Annotated in this window: 19 protein-coding genes; 3 read left to right on the forward strand and 16 right to left on the reverse strand. The window is 73.0% G+C overall.

Going from position 1 to position 19,301, the window contains the following annotated elements:
* Positions 1–20: 20 nt before the first annotated feature.
* The 6 genes from ABLM29_RS06290 to ABLM29_RS06315 all read right to left on the reverse strand — a co-directional run bounded on the left by ABLM29_RS06290 (position 21) and on the right by ABLM29_RS06315 (position 6,280).
* Positions 21–1,187, reverse strand: a complete 1,167-nt coding sequence (locus ABLM29_RS06290) for a lipid-transfer protein (protein WP_349713132.1) — start codon at positions 1,185–1,187, stop codon at positions 21–23.
* Positions 1,184–1,573 carry a MaoC family dehydratase gene (locus ABLM29_RS06295; protein WP_349713133.1) on the reverse strand — a complete coding sequence of 130 codons (390 nt, stop codon included), beginning with the start codon at positions 1,571–1,573 and terminating at the stop codon, positions 1,184–1,186. The genes ABLM29_RS06290 and ABLM29_RS06295 overlap by 4 nt, the downstream gene beginning before the upstream one ends.
* Positions 1,570–2,040 (reverse strand): Zn-ribbon domain-containing OB-fold protein, encoded by a 471-nt coding sequence (locus tag ABLM29_RS06300; protein ID WP_349713134.1) that lies wholly within the window; start codon positions 2,038–2,040, stop codon positions 1,570–1,572. The genes ABLM29_RS06295 and ABLM29_RS06300 overlap by 4 nt, the downstream gene beginning before the upstream one ends.
* The gene (locus ABLM29_RS06305) at positions 2,033–2,584 is read right to left on the reverse strand and encodes an FAS1-like dehydratase domain-containing protein (protein WP_349713135.1); all 552 of its coding nucleotides are present in this window, start codon (positions 2,582–2,584) and stop codon (positions 2,033–2,035) included. Before ABLM29_RS06305 ends, ABLM29_RS06300 begins: the two co-directional genes overlap by 8 nt.
* Entirely contained in the window at positions 2,581–4,770 is a 2,190-nt protein-coding gene (locus ABLM29_RS06310) for an acyl-CoA dehydrogenase family protein (protein ID WP_349713136.1), read from the reverse strand. The genes ABLM29_RS06305 and ABLM29_RS06310 overlap by 4 nt, the downstream gene beginning before the upstream one ends.
* 73 nt (positions 4,771–4,843) lie before the next feature.
* Positions 4,844–6,280 (reverse strand): WS/DGAT/MGAT family O-acyltransferase, encoded by a 1,437-nt coding sequence (locus ABLM29_RS06315; RefSeq protein ID WP_349713137.1) that lies wholly within the window; start codon positions 6,278–6,280, stop codon positions 4,844–4,846.
* Between the two features lie 80 nt (positions 6,281–6,360).
* On the opposite strand from ABLM29_RS06315, the gene ABLM29_RS06320 reads away from it, so the two are divergent.
* Positions 6,361–7,656 (forward strand): alpha/beta hydrolase fold domain-containing protein, encoded by a 1,296-nt coding sequence (locus ABLM29_RS06320; RefSeq protein ID WP_349713138.1) that lies wholly within the window; start codon positions 6,361–6,363, stop codon positions 7,654–7,656.
* Positions 7,657–7,862: 206 nt separating this feature from the next.
* Here ABLM29_RS06320 and ABLM29_RS06325 read toward each other — a convergent pair whose 3' ends face one another.
* Positions 7,863–10,007 (reverse strand): acyl-CoA dehydrogenase family protein, encoded by a 2,145-nt coding sequence (locus ABLM29_RS06325; protein WP_349713139.1) that lies wholly within the window; start codon positions 10,005–10,007, stop codon positions 7,863–7,865.
* Positions 10,008–10,082: 75 nt separating this feature from the next.
* On the opposite strand from ABLM29_RS06325, the gene ABLM29_RS06330 reads away from it, so the two are divergent.
* Positions 10,083–10,781, forward strand: a complete 699-nt coding sequence (locus ABLM29_RS06330) for a class I SAM-dependent methyltransferase (RefSeq protein ID WP_349713140.1) — start codon at positions 10,083–10,085, stop codon at positions 10,779–10,781.
* On the opposite strand, the gene ABLM29_RS06335 is transcribed toward ABLM29_RS06330, so the two are convergent.
* The 3 genes from ABLM29_RS06335 to ABLM29_RS06345 are packed head-to-tail and all read right to left on the reverse strand — an operon-like array spanning position 10,755 to position 13,927.
* Positions 10,755–11,888 carry a prenyltransferase gene (locus ABLM29_RS06335; RefSeq protein WP_349713141.1) on the reverse strand — a complete coding sequence of 378 codons (1,134 nt, stop codon included), beginning with the start codon at positions 11,886–11,888 and terminating at the stop codon, positions 10,755–10,757. The two genes, ABLM29_RS06330 and ABLM29_RS06335, sit on opposite strands and share 27 nt — an antisense overlap.
* Entirely contained in the window at positions 11,878–12,657 is a 780-nt protein-coding gene (locus ABLM29_RS06340; RefSeq protein WP_349713142.1) for a class I SAM-dependent methyltransferase, read from the reverse strand. Before ABLM29_RS06340 ends, ABLM29_RS06335 begins: the two co-directional genes overlap by 11 nt.
* 1 nt (position 12,658) lies before the next feature.
* On the reverse strand, positions 12,659–13,927 hold the full coding sequence (locus ABLM29_RS06345; protein WP_349713143.1) for a glycosyltransferase family 4 protein: 1,269 nt from the start codon (positions 13,925–13,927) through the stop codon (positions 12,659–12,661).
* Positions 13,928–14,130: 203 nt separating this feature from the next.
* Here ABLM29_RS06345 and ABLM29_RS06350 point away from each other — a divergent pair, with 203 nt between their 5' ends.
* Positions 14,131–14,760, forward strand: coding sequence for a TetR family transcriptional regulator (locus tag ABLM29_RS06350; RefSeq protein WP_349713145.1), 630 nt, complete (start codon positions 14,131–14,133; stop codon positions 14,758–14,760).
* A 31-nt stretch (positions 14,761–14,791) separates the two neighbouring features.
* Here the strand turns inward: ABLM29_RS06350 and ABLM29_RS06355 are convergent, their stop codons facing one another.
* The 6 genes from ABLM29_RS06355 to ABLM29_RS06380 form a co-directional block, all read right to left on the reverse strand.
* Positions 14,792–15,547 carry a glucose 1-dehydrogenase gene (locus ABLM29_RS06355; RefSeq protein ID WP_349713146.1) on the reverse strand — a complete coding sequence of 252 codons (756 nt, stop codon included), beginning with the start codon at positions 15,545–15,547 and terminating at the stop codon, positions 14,792–14,794.
* Positions 15,548–15,597: 50 nt separating this feature from the next.
* Positions 15,598–16,521, reverse strand: coding sequence for a 3-oxoacyl-ACP reductase (locus ABLM29_RS06360; RefSeq protein ID WP_349713147.1), 924 nt, complete (start codon positions 16,519–16,521; stop codon positions 15,598–15,600).
* Complete coding sequence (locus tag ABLM29_RS06365; protein WP_349713148.1) at positions 16,518–16,715, reverse strand: ferredoxin; 198 nt, start codon at positions 16,713–16,715, stop codon at positions 16,518–16,520. The genes ABLM29_RS06360 and ABLM29_RS06365 overlap by 4 nt, the downstream gene beginning before the upstream one ends.
* A 45-nt stretch (positions 16,716–16,760) precedes the next feature.
* Positions 16,761–17,771 (reverse strand): NAD(P)/FAD-dependent oxidoreductase, encoded by a 1,011-nt coding sequence (locus ABLM29_RS06370; RefSeq protein WP_349713149.1) that lies wholly within the window; start codon positions 17,769–17,771, stop codon positions 16,761–16,763.
* 66 nt (positions 17,772–17,837) lie between these two features.
* The gene (locus tag ABLM29_RS06375; protein WP_349713150.1) at positions 17,838–18,647 is read right to left on the reverse strand and encodes a hypothetical protein; all 810 of its coding nucleotides are present in this window, start codon (positions 18,645–18,647) and stop codon (positions 17,838–17,840) included.
* 12 nt (positions 18,648–18,659) lie between these two features.
* Positions 18,660–19,301 carry an Rv1363c family protein gene (locus ABLM29_RS06380; protein WP_349713152.1) on the reverse strand — a complete coding sequence of 214 codons (642 nt, stop codon included), beginning with the start codon at positions 19,299–19,301 and terminating at the stop codon, positions 18,660–18,662.

Genomic DNA, 19,301 nt, shown 5'->3' on the forward strand with positions numbered 1-19,301 from the left:
GACCGTGCTGCGCGGACCGCTCAGCGCGCGAGCACCAGTCCGCTGGTCGGCACACCGGTGCCGGCGGTGACCAGCACGTGGTGGGCGTCGTCGACCTGGTTGACCGACGTGCCGCGGATCTGCCGCACGCCCTCCGCGATCCCGTTCATGCCGTGGATGTAGGCCTCGCCGAGCTGGCCGCCGTGGGTGTTGAGCGGCAGCCGGCCGCCGATCTCGATGGCGCCGTCGGCGACGAAGTCCTTGGCCTCGCCGCGGCCGCAGAAGCCGAGCTCCTCCAGCTGCATCAGCACGTAGGGTGTGAAGTGGTCGTAGAGCACGGCCGTCGGGATCTCGGCCGGCGACAGCCCCGACTGGCGCCACAGCTCGCGTCCGACCACGCCCATCTCGGGGATGCCGATGTCGTCGCGGTAGTACGACGTCATCACGAACTGGTCGCGCCCGGCCCCCTGTGCGGCGGCGGCGATCACCGCCGGGGTCTGCCGGAGGTCCTTCGCCCGCTCCGCGGAGACCACGACCAGCGCCACCGCGCCGTCGGACTCCTGGCAGCAGTCGAGCAGGTGCAGCGGGTCGGCGATCATCCGGGACGCCTGGTGGTCCTCCAGCGTGATCGGCTTGCCGTAGAAGAAGGCGTCCGGGTTGGTCGCGGCGTGGCGCCGGTCGGCGACGGCCACCTGCCCGAAGTCGGCCGAGGTGGCGCCGTACTCGTGCATGTAGCGGCGGGCCTGCATCGCGACGGTGGCCGCCGGCGTGCTCAGCCCCAGCGGGTAGGTCCAGGCGTTGTCGAGGCCGTTGGTGTTGACCTGCGCGGCTGCCCAGTTCTGGACCTGGCCGAACCGCTGCCCGGAGCGCTCGTTGAAGCCGCGGTAGGCGACCACCACGTCCGCGACGCCCGTGGCCACCGCCATCGCCGCCTGCTGGACGGTCGCGCACGCCGCGCCGCCGCCGTAGTTGATCCGGCTGAAGAAGCGCAGCTCGCCCATCCCGAGCTCGCGCGCCACCGCGATCTCGGCGGAGCTGTCCATCGTGAAGGTGACCAGGCCGTCGACGTCCGCCGGCGCCAGCCCGCAGTCGGCCAGCGCCGCCTGCACGGCCTCCACCGAGAGCTGCAGCTCCGAGCGGCCGGACTCCTTGGAGAACTCGGTGGCGCCGATGCCCGCGATCGCCGCCTGCCCCGACAGCCCGCTCATGCGGCCACCTTCACGGTGCCGAGCACGTGGTCCCCGAGCGAGACTGCGCCGACCACCTTGATCGTGGCCACCGTGCGGCCGTCCTCCTCGGCGACGTCGGCCACCTCCCCGGTGAACGTGAACGTGTCGTACGGATAGGCCGGTGCGCCGAGCCGGATCGCGATCCCGAGGATCTGCACGTCCGTGCCCGCCCAGTCGGTGACGTAGCGCTCGCAGAGCGCGGTCGACGTCAGGATGTTGACGAAGATGTCCTTCGACCCCGCCGCCTGCGCGATGTCGCGGTCGTGGTGCACGTCCTGGAAGTCCCGGGTCGCGATCGCGGTGGAGACCACCAGCGTCGGCGTGATCGGGAGCGTCCACTCCGGCAGCTTGTCCCCGACGTTCATGCGTCCTCCCCCGCTCGAGCCACAGCTGCCCTTGAGATCCGGTGCCAGACCGGCAGGGTGAGCTCCTCGTCCACCACGTTCCAGCCGACCGCCAGCCGGTCGCCGATGGCCAGCCCGTCCGGCCCCTCCGGCGGTACGCCGGTCACCTCTGCCACCATCCGCACGCCCTCGTCGAGGTCGACGAGCGCGATCACCAGCGGCAGCTCCTTGCCCGGCACCCGCGGCGCGTGGTGGACCAGGTAGGAGAAGACGGTGCCCTCGCCCCGCGCCACCACGTAGCCGCGGTCGAGCGCGCCGCAGTCCGGGCAGGCCGGGCCGGGCGGGTGGCGGAGCACGCCGCACTTGTTGCACTTCTGGATCCGCAGCTCCTGCTCGTGCGTGCCCTCGAAGAAGTAGGCGTTGTCCCGGTTGACCACCGGGCGCACGGGGCCGGGCTTCGAGGCTCGCTCCGCTCGCTCCTCAACCACCGATGGCCCCCTTCGGGATGAACTTGAGAACGCGGAACAGCATGCTCGCAACCCTCTCGCTGGTGCCATCCGGGTGGTCGACGTACCAGGTGTTGCGGGAGGTCACGAAGTAGCCGACCCCCATCCCGGTCGCCTTCGGCCCGACCACGGAGTCGAGGGCGGTCGTGACGCGCAGCCGCTCGCCCACCCTCAGGTACCGGTCGTAGGTCTGCTCGCAGTTGGTGCCCAGCACCGCGGTGAACCCGGCGTCGGTGAGCACCCGCATCATCGAGTGCAGCGGGTCGTCCGCGGCGGGCTTCCCGCCCAGGCCGTACATGGTCCACACCTGGGCCATCGACGGCGGCGCCTCACCCTCGGTGAACCGGGGGCTGTCCAGCCCCATCGCCTCCAGCCAGTTGTTGATCGTCGGCTGGTTCACCTCGTCGCGGGCGCGGCGCTCGGCGGCCTCGCCCCAGCCCTTGATCCGCTCCGCCTCGGCCACCACGTGCGCGTGCACCTCGGCCGGGACCAGCTCCGCCGCACCGGCGGTGGAGACCCCGCTCATCGCGGCACCCGCGGCAGGCCGAGGCCGAACATCGAGATCAGCTCGCGCTGGACCTCCTGGACGCCGCCGCCGAAGGTGAGCACCAGGTTCCGCTTGGCCTGGGCGTCGAGGTAGTCCAGCAGCTCCTTCGTCGCCGGCTCCCCCGGGTCGCCGTGCCGCTGCACCAGCGAGATCAGGTCGGCGAGCAGGTGCTGCACCTGGTCCGCGGCGAAGACCTTCGAGGAGGAGGCGTCCGCGACCTTGATCTCGCCGGCGGCCGCCGCCCGCGCCACCTCCCAGTTGAGCAGCTCGTTGACCCGGAAGACCGCGGTCGTGCGGCCGAGGGCGTCGCGCACGTCCGCCGCGTCCCGTACGCCGGCGGCGTCGGCCCAGTGCACCACCTTGTCGCGCAGCCCCTCGATGCGACCGGCCGGCCCGAGCATGACGCGCTCGTGGTTGAGCTGGGTGGTGATCAGCTTCCAGCCCTGGTTCTCCTCGCCGACCAGCATGTCGACGGGCACCCGGACGTCGTTGAAGTAGGTCGCGTTGACGTGGTGGGAGCCGTCGGCGGTGATGATCGGCGTCCAGGAGTACCCGGGGTCCTTGGTGTCGACGATCAGGATCGAGATGCCCTTGTGCTTCGGCGCGTCCGGGTCGGTGCGCACCGCCAGCCACACGTAGTCGGCCTGGTGGCCGCCGGTGGTCCACAGCTTCTGGCCGTTCACCACGTAGTGGTCCCCGTCGCGGCGCGCCGTGGTGCGCAGCGACGCCAGGTCGGTGCCGGCGTCGGGCTCGGAGTAGCCGATCGCGAAGTGCACGTCCCCGGCGAGGATCCGGGAGAGGAACATCTCCTTCTGCTTCTCGGTGCCGTAGCGGATCAGCGTCGGCCCGACCGTCTGCAGCGTCACCGCCGGCAGGTGCACGTCGTGGTACTGGGCCTCGTTGGCGAACACGGTCTGCTCCACCTCGCCGAGCCCGTGGCCGCCGTACTCCTTCGGCCAGCCGACGCCCATCCAGCCGTCCTCGCCCATCCGGCGGATCATCCGCTCGTAGGTGGGGCCGTGCCGGTCCCACGCGCCGTCGGGGCCCGGGTCGGCGGGGTGGCCGAACTCCTCGGCGAGGCCGCCGAACCAGGCGCGGATCTCGGCCTTGAGCGCGCGCTGCGCCTCCGACAGCTCGAGGTTCTTCGCGGCCGGGTCCTCCACCGGGACCTGGCCCGCCGTGGTGTCGAGCGCGTGCGCGAGGTCGGTCCCCCAGGAGCTGAGGCCGACCAGCGGGTAGGTGACGTCGACGCCCATGCCGCCGTGCAGGTGGTGGCAGGTGCGGAAGGCGTACGGCGCGACCTGGCTGGTCCAGTAACCGGCCACGGCGAGGTCGTCGCCCGCCGGCACGCCCTCGCCGACCCGCCACACCGCGTTGTCGGCGGCGAGGTCGAGCGTGCGGGAGGTGACGTAGACGTCGGCCATCTGCAGCGAGACGGCCTGGAACTCGGCGAGGGCGCGGCCGAACTGGCGACGCCCCTTGACGTAGTCGGCGGTCAGGTCGCGGGCGCCGGCCAGAACGCCGGCGGCCGTCACCGCGAGGCCCGCCCGCGCCAGGTCGAGCAGCCGCGTGGCGGCGCCGTCCTCGAGCAGCTCGGCGGGGGCGCCGTCGAGCACGACCGTGTGCTGGCCCTGCCCGCTCGACGCGCTCGCCGGGACGAGCCGGACGCCCGGCGCGGTCGGGTCGACCAGCGCGACCACCGCACGGTCGCCGTGCCGGGCGGTCACCAGCAGCCGGGAGGCGCCCGCGGCGTGGGTGACGCCGACCTTGCGGCCGGTCACCGTGCCGTCGCCGACGGTCGTCGCCGGCAGGTCCGTCGCGCCGAGGCCCAGCCCGGGCTCCCGCAGCGCGGCGGCCAGCCGGAGCTCACCGGCGGCCACCGCCGGGAGCAGCTCCTTGCGCTGCGTCTCGGTCCCGTACGACGCCAGGGTCAGCGCCCCGCAGCACAGCGTGTCCCAGGCCGGCGTCTGCACCCCGCGCCGCGCGGCCTCGCGCAGCAGCACGGCGACGGCCTCGACGCCGAGCCCCTCGCCGCCGTACGCCTCGGGGACCGGGAGCGCCGTCAGGCCGGCGGCGGCCCAGGCCGACCAGTCGGTCGCGTCGGCCTCGCGGTCGAGGACCTCGCGGACCACGTCGCGCACTGCATTGATCGCGTCTGCATCCACACCAGAACTGTAACGTGTTCTAGTTCACGGGCGCGACACCTACCACCGAACGGGACGCGCGCCGGGATCCTGGTCAGTCGGCGGCGGACTCCTCCGCGACGCGCTTGCGGAGGCGCTCGAGCTCGCGCGGGAAGTGGAGGGCCAGCGCCTCCACGTCGGGCACCGAGCGCCGGCAGGCGATCGCGCCGACGTGGACCCGGCCGGCGTTCGACATGACCGTGATGTTGAGGCCGGAGCCGTGGTAGACGGGCCCGAGCGGGTAGAGCCCCTCGATCCGGGCGCCCATGAAGTAGAGCGGCATCGGCGGCCCGGGCACGTTGGAGATCACCAGGTTGTGCACCACCGGGTGCTTCTCGGGCAGGCGCAGCCCGGCGTACGCGCGCACCGCCAGCCCGAAGGTGCGCGGCGCGGCGAACTCCGCCCAGTCCTGCAGCGTGTCGGCACCGATCGCGTCGTGGTGCTCCTTCGCGTACCGGTTGCGCTCGGCCAGCAGCCGCAGCCGGTCCAGCGGGTCGCCGAGGTCGGTGCCGAGCTTGCAGAAGAGGGCGGAGACCTTGTTCGACCCCGTCGCCCGGTGCGAGGCCGCGCGGACGCTGACCGGGACGGCGGCCATCAGCGAGGTCTCGGGCAGCTCGCCGCGCTCCTCCAGGTAGGCACGCAGCGCGCCGCCGGCGATCGTCAGCACCACGTCGTTGACCGTCGCCCCCGACTCGCGCTTCACCTCCTTGATCTCGTCCAGCGACATGTCCGCCAGCGCGATCGCGCGGCGGCCGGTCACCAGCCCGTTGAAGGCGGTGCGCGGCGCCGAGAAGGGTGCGGCCATCGCGGTCCCGCGGTAGGCCCGCCCGATCGTGTTGGCGATGAACGAGACCGACGGCTTGACCACCCTGACCAGGTTGAGCGGCTTGGTGACCGTGTCCACCACGGCCCGGCCGAGCAGCGCCCCGCGGCTGGGGTCCCCACTGAGCGGCGGCTCGTCGGCGGGCAGGAACTCGGCGTCCGGCTCGAGCGCGCAGAGATGGGAGAGCAGGTTCGCGCCGGAGACGCCGTCCACCGTCGCGTGGTGGGTCTTGATCAGGACCGCGAGCCGCTCCTCGCCGGCCGCACTCTCCGGCCGGTAGCCCTCGATCACCCACATGTCCCACAGCGGTCGCGACCGGTCCAGCGGGAGCGACGTGAAGTGCGCCGCGAGCTCCATCAGCTCGGCGTACCCGCCCGGGCTGGGCAGCGCCAGCCGGTGCACGTGGCGCTCGATGTCGAAGTTCCGGTCCTCGACCCAGACGGGGTGGTCCAGACCGAGCGGCACGCCGCGGATCTTGCGCAGGAACGTGGGCAGCCCGCGCACCCGGGTGTCGAGGGCGCTCTGGAACCCCGGGAACGAGTAGGGCTGCGGCATCGTGCTCGGATCGACCACCAGCACCGCGCAGACGTGCATCAGCTGGGCGGGCGTCTCCAGGTACAGGAAACTCGCGTCCAGGCCGCTGAGCCGATCCATGCCACGTCGATCCATGCCACGCTCCCTCTCCACCGGCCTCCCCCGGTCTGGAACATGTTGCAGCAACCGGTCACGTCCCGACTACAGTCGATTTCATGGGATTTGTTCGGCGCCAGCTCCTGACCGCTGCCCTGACCGCCAACGCGATCCGCCCGCTCTCGGGGTTCCGCACCGGCATCCCGGCGTTCTTCGCCGGCTGGCTGACCGGTGAGCTGGCACCCCACCTGCTCGGCCTCACGGTGGCGGACGCCGCGGCACACGCGACCGGCCGACGCCGGGATCTGCGCGGCCTGGCGCTGGCGGGGGCCTCCAGCGCCGGCCTGGCCTACCTGATCCGGCAGAGCCGGCAGGTCGCGGGGACCGTCGAGGAGGCGCTCGTCGAGGGGCTCGGCGTCGACTACGTCGAGCAGCTCGACGCGGCGCCGACCCCCGCTGAGCTCGCCACCCCGTGGCGCACGATCGCCAACCCGTTCGCCTACGGGCGGGCGCGGCGGCGGGCCGGGGTCGAGGTGACCCGGGACATCGAGTACGCCCCGCACGGCAAGCGCGGGCTGCTCGACGTCTACACCTCCGAGGTCACCCCCGGCACGGGCGCCCCCGTCCTCCTCCAGGTCCACGGCGGCGCCTGGACCATCGGCGAGAAGGAGCAGCAGGGCCTGCCGCTGATGCAGCAGATGGCGGCCAGGGGCTGGGTCTGCGTGGCGATCAACTACCGCCTCGCGCCGCGGTCCCCGTGGCCCGCGCAGATCGTCGACGTCAAGGCCGCGATCGCCTGGGTCAAGACCCACATCGCCGACTTCGGCGGCGACCCGGACTACGTGGTGATCACCGGCGGCTCGGCCGGCGGCCACCTGGCCGCGCTGGCCGCGGTGACGCCGAACGACCCCGCGTTCCAGCCGGGCTTCGAGGACGCGGACACCTCCGTGCAGGCGGCGGTGCCGCACTACGGCGTCTACGACCTGGCCGGCGCCACCGGCATCCCCCGGGTCCTGCAGACCCGCGACCGGTTCCTGGCGCCCAAGGTCATGCAGTGCACCTTCACCGAGGCGCGCGAGGTGTTCGAGGACGCCTCACCGCTGCTCCGGGTCACCGAGGACGCGCCCGACTTCTTCGTGCTGCACGGCGCCTCCGACACCCTGGTCGACGTCGGCCAGGCCCGCGCCTTCGTCGACACGCTGCGCAAGGTCTCCCACCGCAGCGTCGTGTACGCCGAGCTGCCCGGCGCCCAGCACGGCTTCGACATCTTCCCGTCGATCCGATCGGCCCACGTCGTACGGGCCATCGACCGCTACCTGCACTGGCACTGGAACTCCCACCGCCGCGACCACGCCGCCGAACAGGGGCTCGGGGCAGCCCGAACAGGGGCTCGGGGCGCACCGACCCGGGGCTAGGGGCAGCCCGAACAGGGGCTCAGGGCGCACCGAACCGGGGCTCACGGCAGCCCGAACAGGGGCTCAGGCTGCGCGCTGCCCCGAGTGCCTGTTCGGCCTGCCCAAACTGCCTGTTCGGCCTGCCCCGAGTGCCTGTTCGGCACGCCCTAACTGCCTGTTCGGCCTGCCCCGAGTGCCGGTTCGGCCTGCCCCAAGCCCCTGTTCGGCTAGCGCGGGAGGCCGAGGATCCGTTCGCCGGCGACGTTGCGCAGGATCTGGGTGGTGCCGCCGGCGATGGAGAGGCAGCGGGTGTTGAGCTGCTCCCACACGTCCGCGGCGAGAAGGTCGAACTCCGCCGCACCGCCGTCCGCCGCACCGCCGTCCGCCGCACCGGCATCCGCCGCACCAGCGCCCGCCGCGGCGTCGGCCGCGTCGGCCGCCGGGTCGCCGGGCCGGGGGCGGGCGATGCCGGCGAGCACGGCCAGTGCGTCCCCCTGCAGCCGTACGACGAGCTCGGAGGACTCCTGGCGGCTGCGGACGCCGAGCAGCTTGGCGACGCTCGACTCCGCCCCGGGGCCGCGGCCGCCGAGGGCGCGCAGCGTGGTGCGGACGCCGAGCAGGCCGCAGACCGTGGCCAGCGCGACCTGGTGGCCGACCTCGACCCGCTCGACCGCGCCGAGCGTGCGGGCGGAGGCGAGCTCGACCGCCCGCTCGACGCTCTTGGTCAGCCGGGCGCTGGCCATCGCGACGCGCTCGTTGGCCAGCGTCGTGCGCGCCAGGCGCCAGCCGTCCCCGGGCTCCGCGACCACGCACTCGTCGGGCACGAAGACGTCGTCGAGGAAGACCTCGTTGAACAGCGCCTCGCCCGTCATCTCGCGCAGCGGCCGGACCTCGATCCCGGGCGAGCGCATGTCGACCAGGAAGTACGTGATGCCCTTGTGCTGCGGGGCGTCGGGGTCGGTCCGGGCCAGGCAGATCCCCCAGTCGGCGCGCTCGGCCATCGAGGTCCACACCTTCTGGCCGGTCAGCGACCAGCCGCCCTCGACGCGGACCGCCCTCGTCCGCAGGGAGGCGAGGTCGGAGCCGGAGCCGGGTTCGGAGAAGAGCTGGCACCAGACGACGTCGCCGTGCAGCGACGGGCGGACGAACCGCTCGCGCTGCGCGTCCGAGCCGTGAGCCAGGATGGTCGGCACCGCCCAGCCGGCGATCACGAGGTCCGGGCGCTCCACGCCGGCGCGGGCGAGCTCCTGGTCGATCACGATCTGGGTGGTCGGGTCGGCGCCGAGCCCGTACGGCGCGGGCCAGTGCGGCGTCAGGTAGCCCGACTCGGCCAGGGCGGAGCGCCGGTCCGCCTCCGCGACGCCCGCGACCCGCTCGACCTCCGCTCGCACGCCCGGCCGCACCGCGTCGTCGCGGCCCTCGAGGTCGACGTCGACGCGACGCCGTACCCCGGCGACGGCGGCGGCGGTGAGCCGCTCGGCCGCCGCGTCGGCGGAACCGACCAGCGCCCGCAGCGTCAGCGCGCGGCGCAGGTAGAGGTGGGCGTCGTGCTCGTAGGTGAAGCCGATCCCGCCGAGCACCTGGATGCAGTCCTTGGCGACCCGGACGGCGCCGTCGAAGCAGACCGCCTGGGCGACGTCGACGGCGAAGGACCACTGCTCCTCGCCGCCGTCCGCCCCGGCACTCGGGTCCGCGGCCGCGGCGGCGTCCCAGGCGGCGGCGGTGACCGCCTCGGCGGTCTCCAGCATCTGGGCGCAGAGGTGCTTGATCGCCTGGAACGAGCCGATCCGGCGGCCGAACTGCTCGCGCACCTTCGCGTAGTCCACCGCGGTCTCCAGGCACCAGCGGGCGACGCCCGCGGCCTCGGCGGCCGCCAGCGTCACAGCCGTACGACGCCAGCGCGGGTCGAGCCCCTCCACCGACCCCGCATCCGGGGCGACCGCGGCGTGGCGGGCGCTCAGGTCCACCCCGAGCGCCGGCTCGACACCGCCGGCGGCCCCGGCCAGCAGGTGCTCGGCGGCGGTGCCGCCGTCCCAGACCACGCCGCCGCAGGCCTGGACGCCGAAGCGACCGGGGCGGCCGGCGAGGAGCCCACCGACGGCGGCGCCGAGGAGGCCGCCGGGGAGCAGCTCGTGGGCGCAGGCCTCGAGCGCGACGGCCTGGTCGAGCACCGTGCCGCCCCCGCCTCCGGCGGACTCGGGCAGCGCGATCGTGTGCAGGCCCATCTCCTCGATGGCCGCCCACTCCTCGTCGAAGCTCGCGCCGACATCACCCTCGGCCGCGCGCGCGGCCTCGATCGGGGCCAGGCTCGCGGCCCACTTGCGCAGGCTGGTGGCGAGCTCGACCTGCTCGTCGCTGATGCCGAGGGACATGCGGGCTCCTTCTGGCGCCACGCGGACGAGGCACCGGCCTGAACTAGAACGTGTTCTAACCCTACTATGTGCGGCGTGCCTGACACCGTCGTGAGTGAGACCCCGATGCCCGCCGACCTGCTCGACCACGCGCGCCGCGCCAAGGGCTTCATGCCCGAGGACGAGGGCGCGCTGCTGCACCGGGTGGCGCGCGAGCGCCTCGCCCACGGGCCGGCGCTCGAGGTCGGCACCTACTGCGGCAAGTCCGGGATCTACCTCGGCGCGGCCGCCCGCGCGGCGACCACCGACCCGAGCCGGCCGGCGACCGTCTTCACCGTCGACCACCACCGCGGGTCGGAGGAGAACCAGGCGGGGTGGGAGCACCACGACGCCAGCCTCGTCGACGACGAGTTCGGCCGGATGGACACGCTCCCGGTGTTCCGCAAGACGATCGCGCGCGCCGGCCTGGAGGACCACGTGATCGCCGTGGTCGGTCGCTCGACCACCGTGGCGGCGCACTGGCGCACGCCGCTGTCGCTGCTGTTCATCGACGGCGGCCACGGCGAGCAGCCGGCGCGCGACGACTTCGAGGGGTGGCCGCGCTGGGTGCAGGCCGGCGGCTACCTCGCCATCCACGACGTCTTCGAGGACCCCGCCGACGGCGGCCGCCCGCCGTACGAGCAGATCTACCTGCCCGCACTGGCGAGCGGCGCGTTCACCGAGGTGGCCGCGGTCGGCTCGATGCGGATCCTGGAGCGGACCTCCGGCTCAGCGGGCGACCCGCTCGCCGGCTAGGCAGCCGCACTCGAGCGCGATCTCGCCGAAGTGCGGCGCCAGCGAGGTGCCGCGCATGATCGCGGAGCCCGGCGTGGCGTGCCCGTAGGTCTCCCCCAGCGCGTCGACGGCCAGCAGCACCGCGGCCGCGGTGTACGTCGTGTGCTCGACCGGCCAGTGCACGTTGCGCGGCTCCGAGCTCGGCGACGGGCGCTGCGGGTCGTCGTAGACCCAGCCGGTCCAGTAGCGACCGTCGTCCTCGCGCAGGTGCTGGACGTCGGCGACGAGCTGCCGGGCGCGCTCGGGCTGCCCCAGCACGTCCAGCGCCATCGCGAGCTCGCAGGTCTCCGCGCCGGTGACCCACGGGTTCGTGTCGACGCAGTGGATGCCCATCCCGGGCACCACGAAGTCGTCCCACCGCGAGGCGAGCAGCGCGTGCGCGTCCTCGTCGCGGACGGCGCCGCCGAGCACTGGGTAGTACCAGTCCATCGAGTACGTCGACTTGTCGGCGAACAGGTCGCGGTGCTGCCGCAGGGCGTGGCCGAGCCGGCCGCCGGCCAGCTCCCACTCCGGCTGCGGGTCGTCCATCAGGTCCGCCAGCGCGACGCCGGCGCGCAGCGAGTGGTAGACGCTGGAGTTGCCGGTGAGCAGGCAGAAGTCGTCCTCCGGCGTCCACTGGATGCCGCCGAACGGCTGCTGCAGCGAGATCACGAAGTCCAGCCCGGCGCGCACCGAGGGCCAGTACCGCTGCACGAACGCGATGTCGCGGCGCACCAGCCAGTGGTGCCACAGGCCGACGGCGAAGTACGCCGACATGTTGACCTCCCCGCGCTCGTCCTCCGGCTTCCCGTCGACGATCTTCATCGGCCACGAGCCGTCGGCCCGCTGCATCGTCGGGACCCAGGCGTAGGCGCGCTCGGCGGCCTCGACCTGGCCGCCGATCAGCATCGCCATCGCGGCCTCGACGTGGTTCCAGATGTCGACGTGCTCGCCGGTCGTCCACGGCACCGAGCCCCACGGCTCCTGCATCGCGGCGATCGCGGCGGCGGTGTCGGCGACCTGCTGGGCGCTCAGCAGCCCCTCGACGTAGGGCAGCCGCGCGAGCGGGACCTCGGGCTCAGCCGGCATCGGCGTCCCCCGGGGCGTCGGTCGCGGTGAGCGGCTTGCGGAAGTACAGCACCATGCTCTTGCCGATCAGCGGGTCGAGCACCTTGCCGGCGTACTGCAGCGTCTTGGGCTGCTTCATGATCTCCCAGACCAGGAGCTTGTGGTACGCCTTGGCCAACGGGTGCTCGTCGTTCTCGACGCCGACGGCGCACTTGATCCACCAGTACGGCGCGTGCAGGCCGTGGGTGTAGGACTTGCCCTCGAAGACCATCGCGTCGCCCGGGGTGCCGTCGTTGAAGCGGCCCGCCTTGGTGACCTTGTCGATCAGCTCGTGGTCGGTGTAGATCCGGATGTGGCCGCCGGTGGCGTGGTGGTAGTCCGGCGACAGCTTCCAGTTGATGACCTCGGGCAGCCAGCGCGGCACCGAGACGGCCAGCGTGCCGCCGGGGCGCAGCACGCGGACCAGCTCCTTGATCGCGTCCACGTCGGCGTGGATGTGCTCGAGCACCTCGGCGGCGACGATCCGGTCGAACTCGCCGTCGCCGAACGGCAGCGCCAGCGCGTCGCCCTGCTTGACGTCGGCCTCGGCGCCCGCGGGCACCTCCCCCGCCTCGGCCATCCCGACGAAGATCTCCTTGACGCCGGCCAGCTCGTCGGCGTCCAGGTCGAACGCGATCACGTCGGCGCCGCGCCGGTACATCTCGAAGCTGTGCCGGCCGGCACCGGCGCCCATGTCGAGGACGCGGTCGCCGGGGCGCAGGCCGAGACGGTCGAAGTCAACGGTCAGCATGTCAGTCGGTCCCCTCGGTGGAAGTGCGCCGGTTCTCCTCGGCGAAGTCGTCGATCACGTGCTGGTAGGCCTCGGCGACCTTCTCCGCGACCGCGCGCCAGCTGAAGTGGGCCTCCACGCGGGCCCGGCCCGCGGCGCCCATCCGGGCGCGGCGCTCGGGATCGTCCAGCATCCGCTCGATCGCCGTGAACAGCTCGCCGACGTCGCCCGGCGTGACCAGGTCGGCGCACTCGCCGTCCTCGCCGACCACCTCGGGGATGGCGCCGGCCCGGGAGACCACCAGCGGCGTCGCGCAGGCCATCAGCTCCGCGGTGGGCAGGGAGAAGCCCTCGTAGAGCGACGGCACGCAGGCGACCTCGGCCGAGCCCATCAGGTCGACCAGCTCCTCGTCGGTGAGGCCGCTGGCGAAGCGGACCGCGTCGCCGATGCCGAGCTTGTCGATCAGCCGCTCGGTGCGGCCGCCCGGGGCGGGCCGGGTGACCAGCACGAGCTCGACGTCGCGCTCGGTGCGCAGCTTGGCGAAGGCCTCCAGCAGCGTCGCGATGCCCTTCATCGGCGCGTCCGCGCTGGCCATCGCCATGATCCGGCCGGGGACGCGGGGCCTGCTCGGCGGCACGAACTTGCCGTCGACGCCGAGCAGGATGACCTGCATCTTCGCCGGGTCCACGCCGAAGTCCTTGGCGATGTCGCGCTTCGAGGTCTCCGACGGCGTCAGGATCCAGCGCGCCTGACGGGCCACGGCGGCCTGCATCCGCAGGAAGCCGTACCAGCGGCGGACGGTGAACTTGCGCCACGGGTTGCGGGTCTGCGACAGGTCGATCCGCCGGTCGAACGTGATCGGGTGGTGGATCGTGGTGATCATCGGCAGCCCGGCGCGCTCCTCGATCTGGAGCATGCCGTGGCCGAGCACCTGGTTGTCGTGGACGATGTCGAAGTCGTCCTTGCGCTCCTCCAGCACCCGTGCGATGCGGCGCGCGAAGGTGCGCGGCTCGGGGAACCCGGCCGTGCACATGATCGCGAACTCCTGCACGTCGATGCTGTCGCGGAACTCGCGCGGCTTCGGGATCCGGAACGGGTCCGGCTCGCGGTAGAGGTCCAGGCTGGGCACCTTGGTCAGCCCGACGCCCTCGTCCAGCTCGGGGTAGGGCTGTCCCGAGAACACCTCGACGGTGTGCCCCAGCGCCACCAGCTCACGGCTCAGGTGACGCAGGTAGACCCCCTGACCTCCGACGTGGGGCTTGCTGCGATAGGACAGCAGAGCGATCCGCATTCGACTTTCTCCTCCCTGATGCGCTGGGGTCATGGCCGGTGTCGTGGCGCTTCCTACGCCGGTCACGGCGCCGCGCTCTCAGGGGAGCTGGGCCGACACGGAACTGGAACGTGTTGCTGATTATGCGCTACGAGCGAGTAGCCTAGGGCCACCATCCGGAACATCGACGGGCGCATGTCCGGAAGGCCGAGCCGAGGAGATCTGTGAGTACGAAGCCGCTGTCCACGTCGTCGAGCGACGAGGGCGCCACCGTCGAGCGCGGCGGCTCCGCCGCCCAGCGCGACCGTCGTCGCCGGATCCTCGACGCCACGTACGCGCTGGCGGCCGAGGGGGGCTTCGACGCCGTGCAGATGCGGGCGGTCGCGGAGAAGGCGGACGTCGCGCTCGGCACGCTCTACCGCTACTTCCCCTCGAAGATCCACCTGCTGGTCTCCGCGCTCGGTCGCCAGCTCGACGAGGACGCGCCGCGCCTCCAGGAGCGCCCGGTCCCCGGCGACACGCCCGCCGACCGCGTGCTCTTCGTGCTGAAGCGGATGGCGCGGGGCATGCAGGGCGACCCCAAGCTCACCGAGGCGCTGACCCGGGCGTTCATGTTCGCCGACAGCACCGTCACCACCGAGATCGACCGGGTGGGCGCGTCGATGACCGCGATCGTCACCCACGCGATGCGCGGCGAGGACAGCGAGGCGCCCGTCACCGAGGAGGAGGTGGCGATCGCCCGCGTCCTCGGCGACGTCTGGCTGGCCACCCTGGTCTCCTGGGTCACCGGCCGCGCGAGCGCGGCCGAGACGGCGGCCCACATGGAGACCGCCGTCCGACTCGTGCTGCGCTGATCCCGATACCGACGCCGCCGCCCGGTGCCGGTCAGGCACCGAACGCGTGGGTCGAGGTCACCCCGCCGTCGATGGCGATCTCGGCGCCGTTGACGTAGCCCGACTCGTCCGACGCCAGGTAGACGTAGAGCGGCGCGATGTCCTCCGGCACGCCGACGCGGCGCAGCGGCACCTTCGAGGCGCCGTACTCCATCGCCGCGTCGCCGCCGTGGACCCGGGTCATCGGGGTGTCGATCATCCCCGGGTGCACCGAGTTCACCCGGATGCCCTTCGGGCCCAGCTCCATCGCCGCGCACTTGGTCATGCCGCGGATCGCCCACTTCGTGGCGGCGTACGCCGTGCAGGCCGGCATCCCGGCGAGGCCCTCGACGGAGGAGGCGTTGATGATCGAGCCGCCGCCGTTCTTGCGCATCGTGCGGGTCACGGCCTGCATGCCGAGGAACGTGCCGAGCTGGTTGACCCGCCACAGCAGCTCGACCTCGTCGGCAGGCATCCGCTCGATGTCGCCGAACCGGAGTACGCCGGCGTTGTTGGCCAGGACGTTGACCGGCCCGAACCGCTCGTTCGTGTCGTCGACCAGCGTCGCCCAGGAGGCCTCGTCGCTGACGTCGTGGTGCGCGAAGTGGGCGGCCTCGCCCAGCTCGTCCGCGAGCGCCTGACCGGCCTCCTTGGCCACGTCCGCGATGACGACCCGCGCGCCCTCGGCGACGAACCGCCGCACGATCTCGGCGCCCTGGCCCTGCGCGCCACCGGTGACGATGGCGACCTTGTTCTCGAGTCGACCCATGCTGCTCTCCTACTTCCCTGCCGTGTCCGCTGCGATGTCCGCTGCCGTGCTCAGACCGTGAGCCGCATGATCGAGTCCGCCGCGAAGCCGACGGACGGGTCCCGGTCGGTGAAGAAGCCGCCGAGCTGCTTGTCGAGGTCGTCGGCGGTCCACAGGTCGCCCGAGGCGTCGAAGCGCTGCTCGACGACGGGCGCGGCCACGAGGGCGACCATGCCGCCGTACACCACGAAGACCTGGCCGGTGATCCGGTCCGCGGCCGGCGACGCGAGGTAGGCGACCAGCGGCGCGACGTGCTCGGGCGAGTACGGGTCGACCGCGTCGCCGGAGGTGTCCTCGCCGAAGACCTGCGCGGTCATCGCGGTGCGCGCCCGGGGGCAGATGGCGTTGGCGCGCACCCCGATCCGCGACAGGCCGCGGGCGGTGGAGAGCGTGAGCGCGGCGATGCCGGCCTTGGCGGCGGCATAGTTCGGCTGCCCGGGCGAGCCGCCGAGGAACGCCTCGGAGGCGGTGTTGACCACGCTCGCCTCGACCGTGCCGGACTCCGCGGCCTTCGCCTGCGTCCGCCAGTACGACGCCGCGTTGCGGGAGAGCAGGAAGTGGCCCCGCAGGTGGACCGCGATCACCGCGTCCCACTCCTCGTCGGACATGTTGAACAGCATCCGGTCCCGGGTCATCCCGGCGTTGTTGACCACGATGTCGAGCCGGCCGAATCCGTCGACCGCGGCGGCCATCATCGCGTCGGCCGTGCTGCGCTGGCTGACGTCGCCGGCGACCACGACGGCCTCGCCGCCGCGGTCCCGGATCTCGGCCACGGCGTCGTCCCCGGCACCGGGCAGGTCGTTGACGACCACCCGCGCCCCGGCGGCGGCCAGCGCGAGCGCCTCCGCGCGTCCCAGCCCCGCGCCGGCTCCGGTGACGATGGCGACCTTGCCGTCGAGGCCGGTCGGGCTGCCACCCAGGTCGATGCCGCTCACTCGTCCCCCTCCAGGCTGATCGCCGCGCGCGGGCAGGCCGCGACGGCCTGCTTGACCCGGTCGAGGTTCTCCGGGGTGGTCTCGTCGGTGTGCACCTGGAGCAGGTCGTCGTCGTCCAGCTCGAACACGTCGGGGGCCATCGCCTCGCAGAGCCCGTTGGACTCGCAGAGGTCGAAGTCGACCTTGATCTTCATCTTCCTTCTCCTTGTCGATGCAGGTGCCGGGTGGGGCGGGGGGGGTCAGGACCCCTCCGAGGAGTGCCCGGGGAACAGGTGGGCGTCGGGGTCGATGGCCACGGCCGCGTTGTTGACCGCGGTCGCCGCCTCGCCGAACCCGACCGCGATCAGCCGGACCTTGCCGGGGTACTCGGTGATGTCGCCGGCGGCGAAGACGCGCGGCAGGTTGGTGCGCATGGCGCTGTCGACCACGACGTGGCGCCGCTCGGTCTCCAGGCCCCACTGCTGCAGCGGTCCGAGGTCGGCGAGGAAGCCGAGCGCGGCGACCACCGCCTGGCTGGGGAGGACGACGGTCTCGCCGTCGGCGCCGTCGTCGATCCGCAGCTCGACCTCCGCCACGTGGTCGTCCCCGCGCAGCGCCGTGACCTGGGCCTTGGTGATGATCTCCACCGACGAGGCACGGACCTGCTCGACGGTGCGGGCGTGCGCACGGAAGGCGTCGCGCCGGTGCACCAGGGTCACCGAACGGGCGACCGGCTCGAGGTGGATCGCCCAGTCGAAGGCGCTGTCGCCGCCGCCGACGACGACCACGTCCTTGTCGACGTACGGCTCGAAGGTCGGGACGAAGAACTCCAGCCCACGCCCCAGCCACTCCCCGCCCGCGGGCAGCGGACGGGGGCTGAACTTGCCGATGCCGGCGGTGATGATCAGGGCGCCCGCGCGGACGGTGGTGCCGTCGTCGAGCCCGAGGACCACACCGTCCTCCTTGGCGGCGAGGTCGGTGGCCGTGCGGCCGAGCAGCAGCACCGGCTCGGCCGTCTCCGCCTGCGCCACGAGCCCGGCGACCAGCTCGCGACCCTTGACGGTCGGGAACCCGGCCACGTCCAGGATCGCCTTCTCCGGGTACATCGCGGTCACCTGGCCGCCCAGCTCGGGCAGGGAGTCGACCAGCGCGACCGAGAGCCCCCGGAAGCCCGCGTAGTAGGCGGCGTAGAGCCCGGCCGGACCGGCGCCGAGCACGACGACGTCGCAGACGACCTCGGCCTCGTCGCCGTTCGCTCCAGGAGTCACCACGGACGGAACTGTAACGTGTTCTAGTTCTTCTCGGTATCCCGACACCCGCTCAGACTGGCCCGGCGATCACTTGGTGTCGAGACCATCGACCAGGCAGCCGCGGTCGGTGTTGACGACCGTGACCACGGCCCGGTACGGCGTGTAGGTGGTGCGCTCGTCGCCCTTCTTCCCCTTGGTCGCGTACTGGTTGAGGAAGACCAGCGCCTCCACCTGCGTGTCGTTCGCCCGGACGACCCCCTGGGCGACCACGCGGCTCTGCACCTGGGTGCGGTTGGCGATGAACTCGTCGCGGATCTGGTCGGTGGTCTCGCGGTACTCCGCGGCGAACCGCTCGGTCATCGTCGCCGCCGCGCGGTCGACGTCCTTGTCGTAGGTCTTGAAGCCCTTGCTGACGATGAGCCCCAGCGCCTTCGCCGCGGCGTCGACGCAGCCCTGCACGTCGGCCTCGGCGGGCACCACCGGGCGCCCGTCGGGCACCTCGATCTCGGCCCGCTCGGCCGCGGTGGTGCTCGCCGCCTCCGCGGCCGGCGCCGGGTCGTGCACGAGGGCGAACCAGGCGCCCTGCAGCGCGAGGACCACGCCGAGGCAGGCCAGCAGGGCCACCAGCGCGCGGGTGACCCGACGGCCCGCCAGGAGCGAGCGCGGCCGCCGCGGCGTACCGCTCGCGACGGCCGGCTCCCCCGCCGGCTCCTCGACCACCGGCTCCTCGACCACCGCTTCCTCGACCGGCTCCTCGACCCGCGGCGCCTCCACCTCCGGCGCCTCCACGACGGGCACCCCGGCGCCGGCGCCGGCACCGCCCTGCCCGGCCAGCTTGCGCGGGCGCGCCGTGGCGCCGGACGACGACGGCTTGCGCCGGACCGTGCTCCTACTCATCGCTCGCTCCTCTCACGCCACGAACTGCAGGTCGCGGACCAGCCAGAGGCCGTCCCGGAGGACCAGCTCCATCTGCATCCGGTAGTTGCGGGCCTGCGGCTTGAAGTCGGTCTCCTTGTTGGCCACGGTGCCGGTGGTCGCGGCGAGCACCGTCGCGGAGTCCTTGTCGGCGGCGACGACGGCCGACCAGAGCACCTCGCCCTCCATCACCGACTTCGCCCGCTTCGCGAGCTGGACGAGCCCCTTCGCCGACTGGTCGTACTGGGTCTGGAAGGCGCCGGTGGCGTACTTGCGGACGGCGGCCACGCCCGCGTCCGTGTCCCGGTAGTCCAGGTTGACGAAGGCGGCGGCCATCGCCGACGTCGTCTCGAGGATGGCGGCGCTGCGCTCCTGCTCCTCCTCGGGTGCCTCGTCGAACGCGGTCACGGTCCGGGCGCCGAGGGTGGCACCCGACTGCTCGCCGGCGGCCTTCTCGTCGGTCACGACCGCGGCCGCCCGCTGGAGGAGACCGCCCGAGGTGTCGCCCCCGTCCCGTCGGTGCTCCCGCACCATCGCGGCGCCGAGCGCCACCGCCAGGGCGCCGCAGAGGATGAGGATCACCCACAGCACCAGGTTGACCCGCGCCCGACCGTCCCGGGCGGCTGTCCCGCGCAT

The organism is Nocardioides sp. YIM 152588 (genome assembly GCF_040191335.1).
Taxonomy (GTDB): Bacteria; Actinomycetota; Actinomycetes; order Propionibacteriales; family Nocardioidaceae; genus Nocardioides.

Coding starts and splice junctions, on each gene's coding strand:
- ABLM29_RS06355 (WP_349713146.1), bottom strand. CDS start 15,547: ATGGGTCGACTCGAGAACAAGGTCGCCATCGTCACCGGTGGCGCGCAG.
- ABLM29_RS06375 (WP_349713150.1), bottom strand. CDS start 18,647: ATGAGTAGGAGCACGGTCCGGCGCAAGCCGTCGTCGTCCGGCGCCACG.
- ABLM29_RS06380 (WP_349713152.1), bottom strand. CDS start 19,301: ATGCGCGGGACAGCCGCCCGGGACGGTCGGGCGCGGGTCAACCTGGTG.
- ABLM29_RS06345 (WP_349713143.1), bottom strand. CDS start 13,927: ATGCGGATCGCTCTGCTGTCCTATCGCAGCAAGCCCCACGTCGGAGGT.
- ABLM29_RS06290 (WP_349713132.1), bottom strand. CDS start 1,187: ATGAGCGGGCTGTCGGGGCAGGCGGCGATCGCGGGCATCGGCGCCACC.
- ABLM29_RS06320 (WP_349713138.1), top strand. CDS start 6,361: ATGGGATTTGTTCGGCGCCAGCTCCTGACCGCTGCCCTGACCGCCAAC.
- ABLM29_RS06340 (WP_349713142.1), bottom strand. CDS start 12,657: ATGCTGACCGTTGACTTCGACCGTCTCGGCCTGCGCCCCGGCGACCGC.
- ABLM29_RS06295 (WP_349713133.1), bottom strand. CDS start 1,573: ATGAACGTCGGGGACAAGCTGCCGGAGTGGACGCTCCCGATCACGCCG.
- ABLM29_RS06305 (WP_349713135.1), bottom strand. CDS start 2,584: ATGAGCGGGGTCTCCACCGCCGGTGCGGCGGAGCTGGTCCCGGCCGAG.
- ABLM29_RS06335 (WP_349713141.1), bottom strand. CDS start 11,888: ATGCCGGCTGAGCCCGAGGTCCCGCTCGCGCGGCTGCCCTACGTCGAG.
- ABLM29_RS06315 (WP_349713137.1), bottom strand. CDS start 6,280: ATGGATCGACGTGGCATGGATCGGCTCAGCGGCCTGGACGCGAGTTTC.
- ABLM29_RS06365 (WP_349713148.1), bottom strand. CDS start 16,715: ATGAAGATCAAGGTCGACTTCGACCTCTGCGAGTCCAACGGGCTCTGC.
- ABLM29_RS06325 (WP_349713139.1), bottom strand. CDS start 10,007: ATGTCCCTCGGCATCAGCGACGAGCAGGTCGAGCTCGCCACCAGCCTG.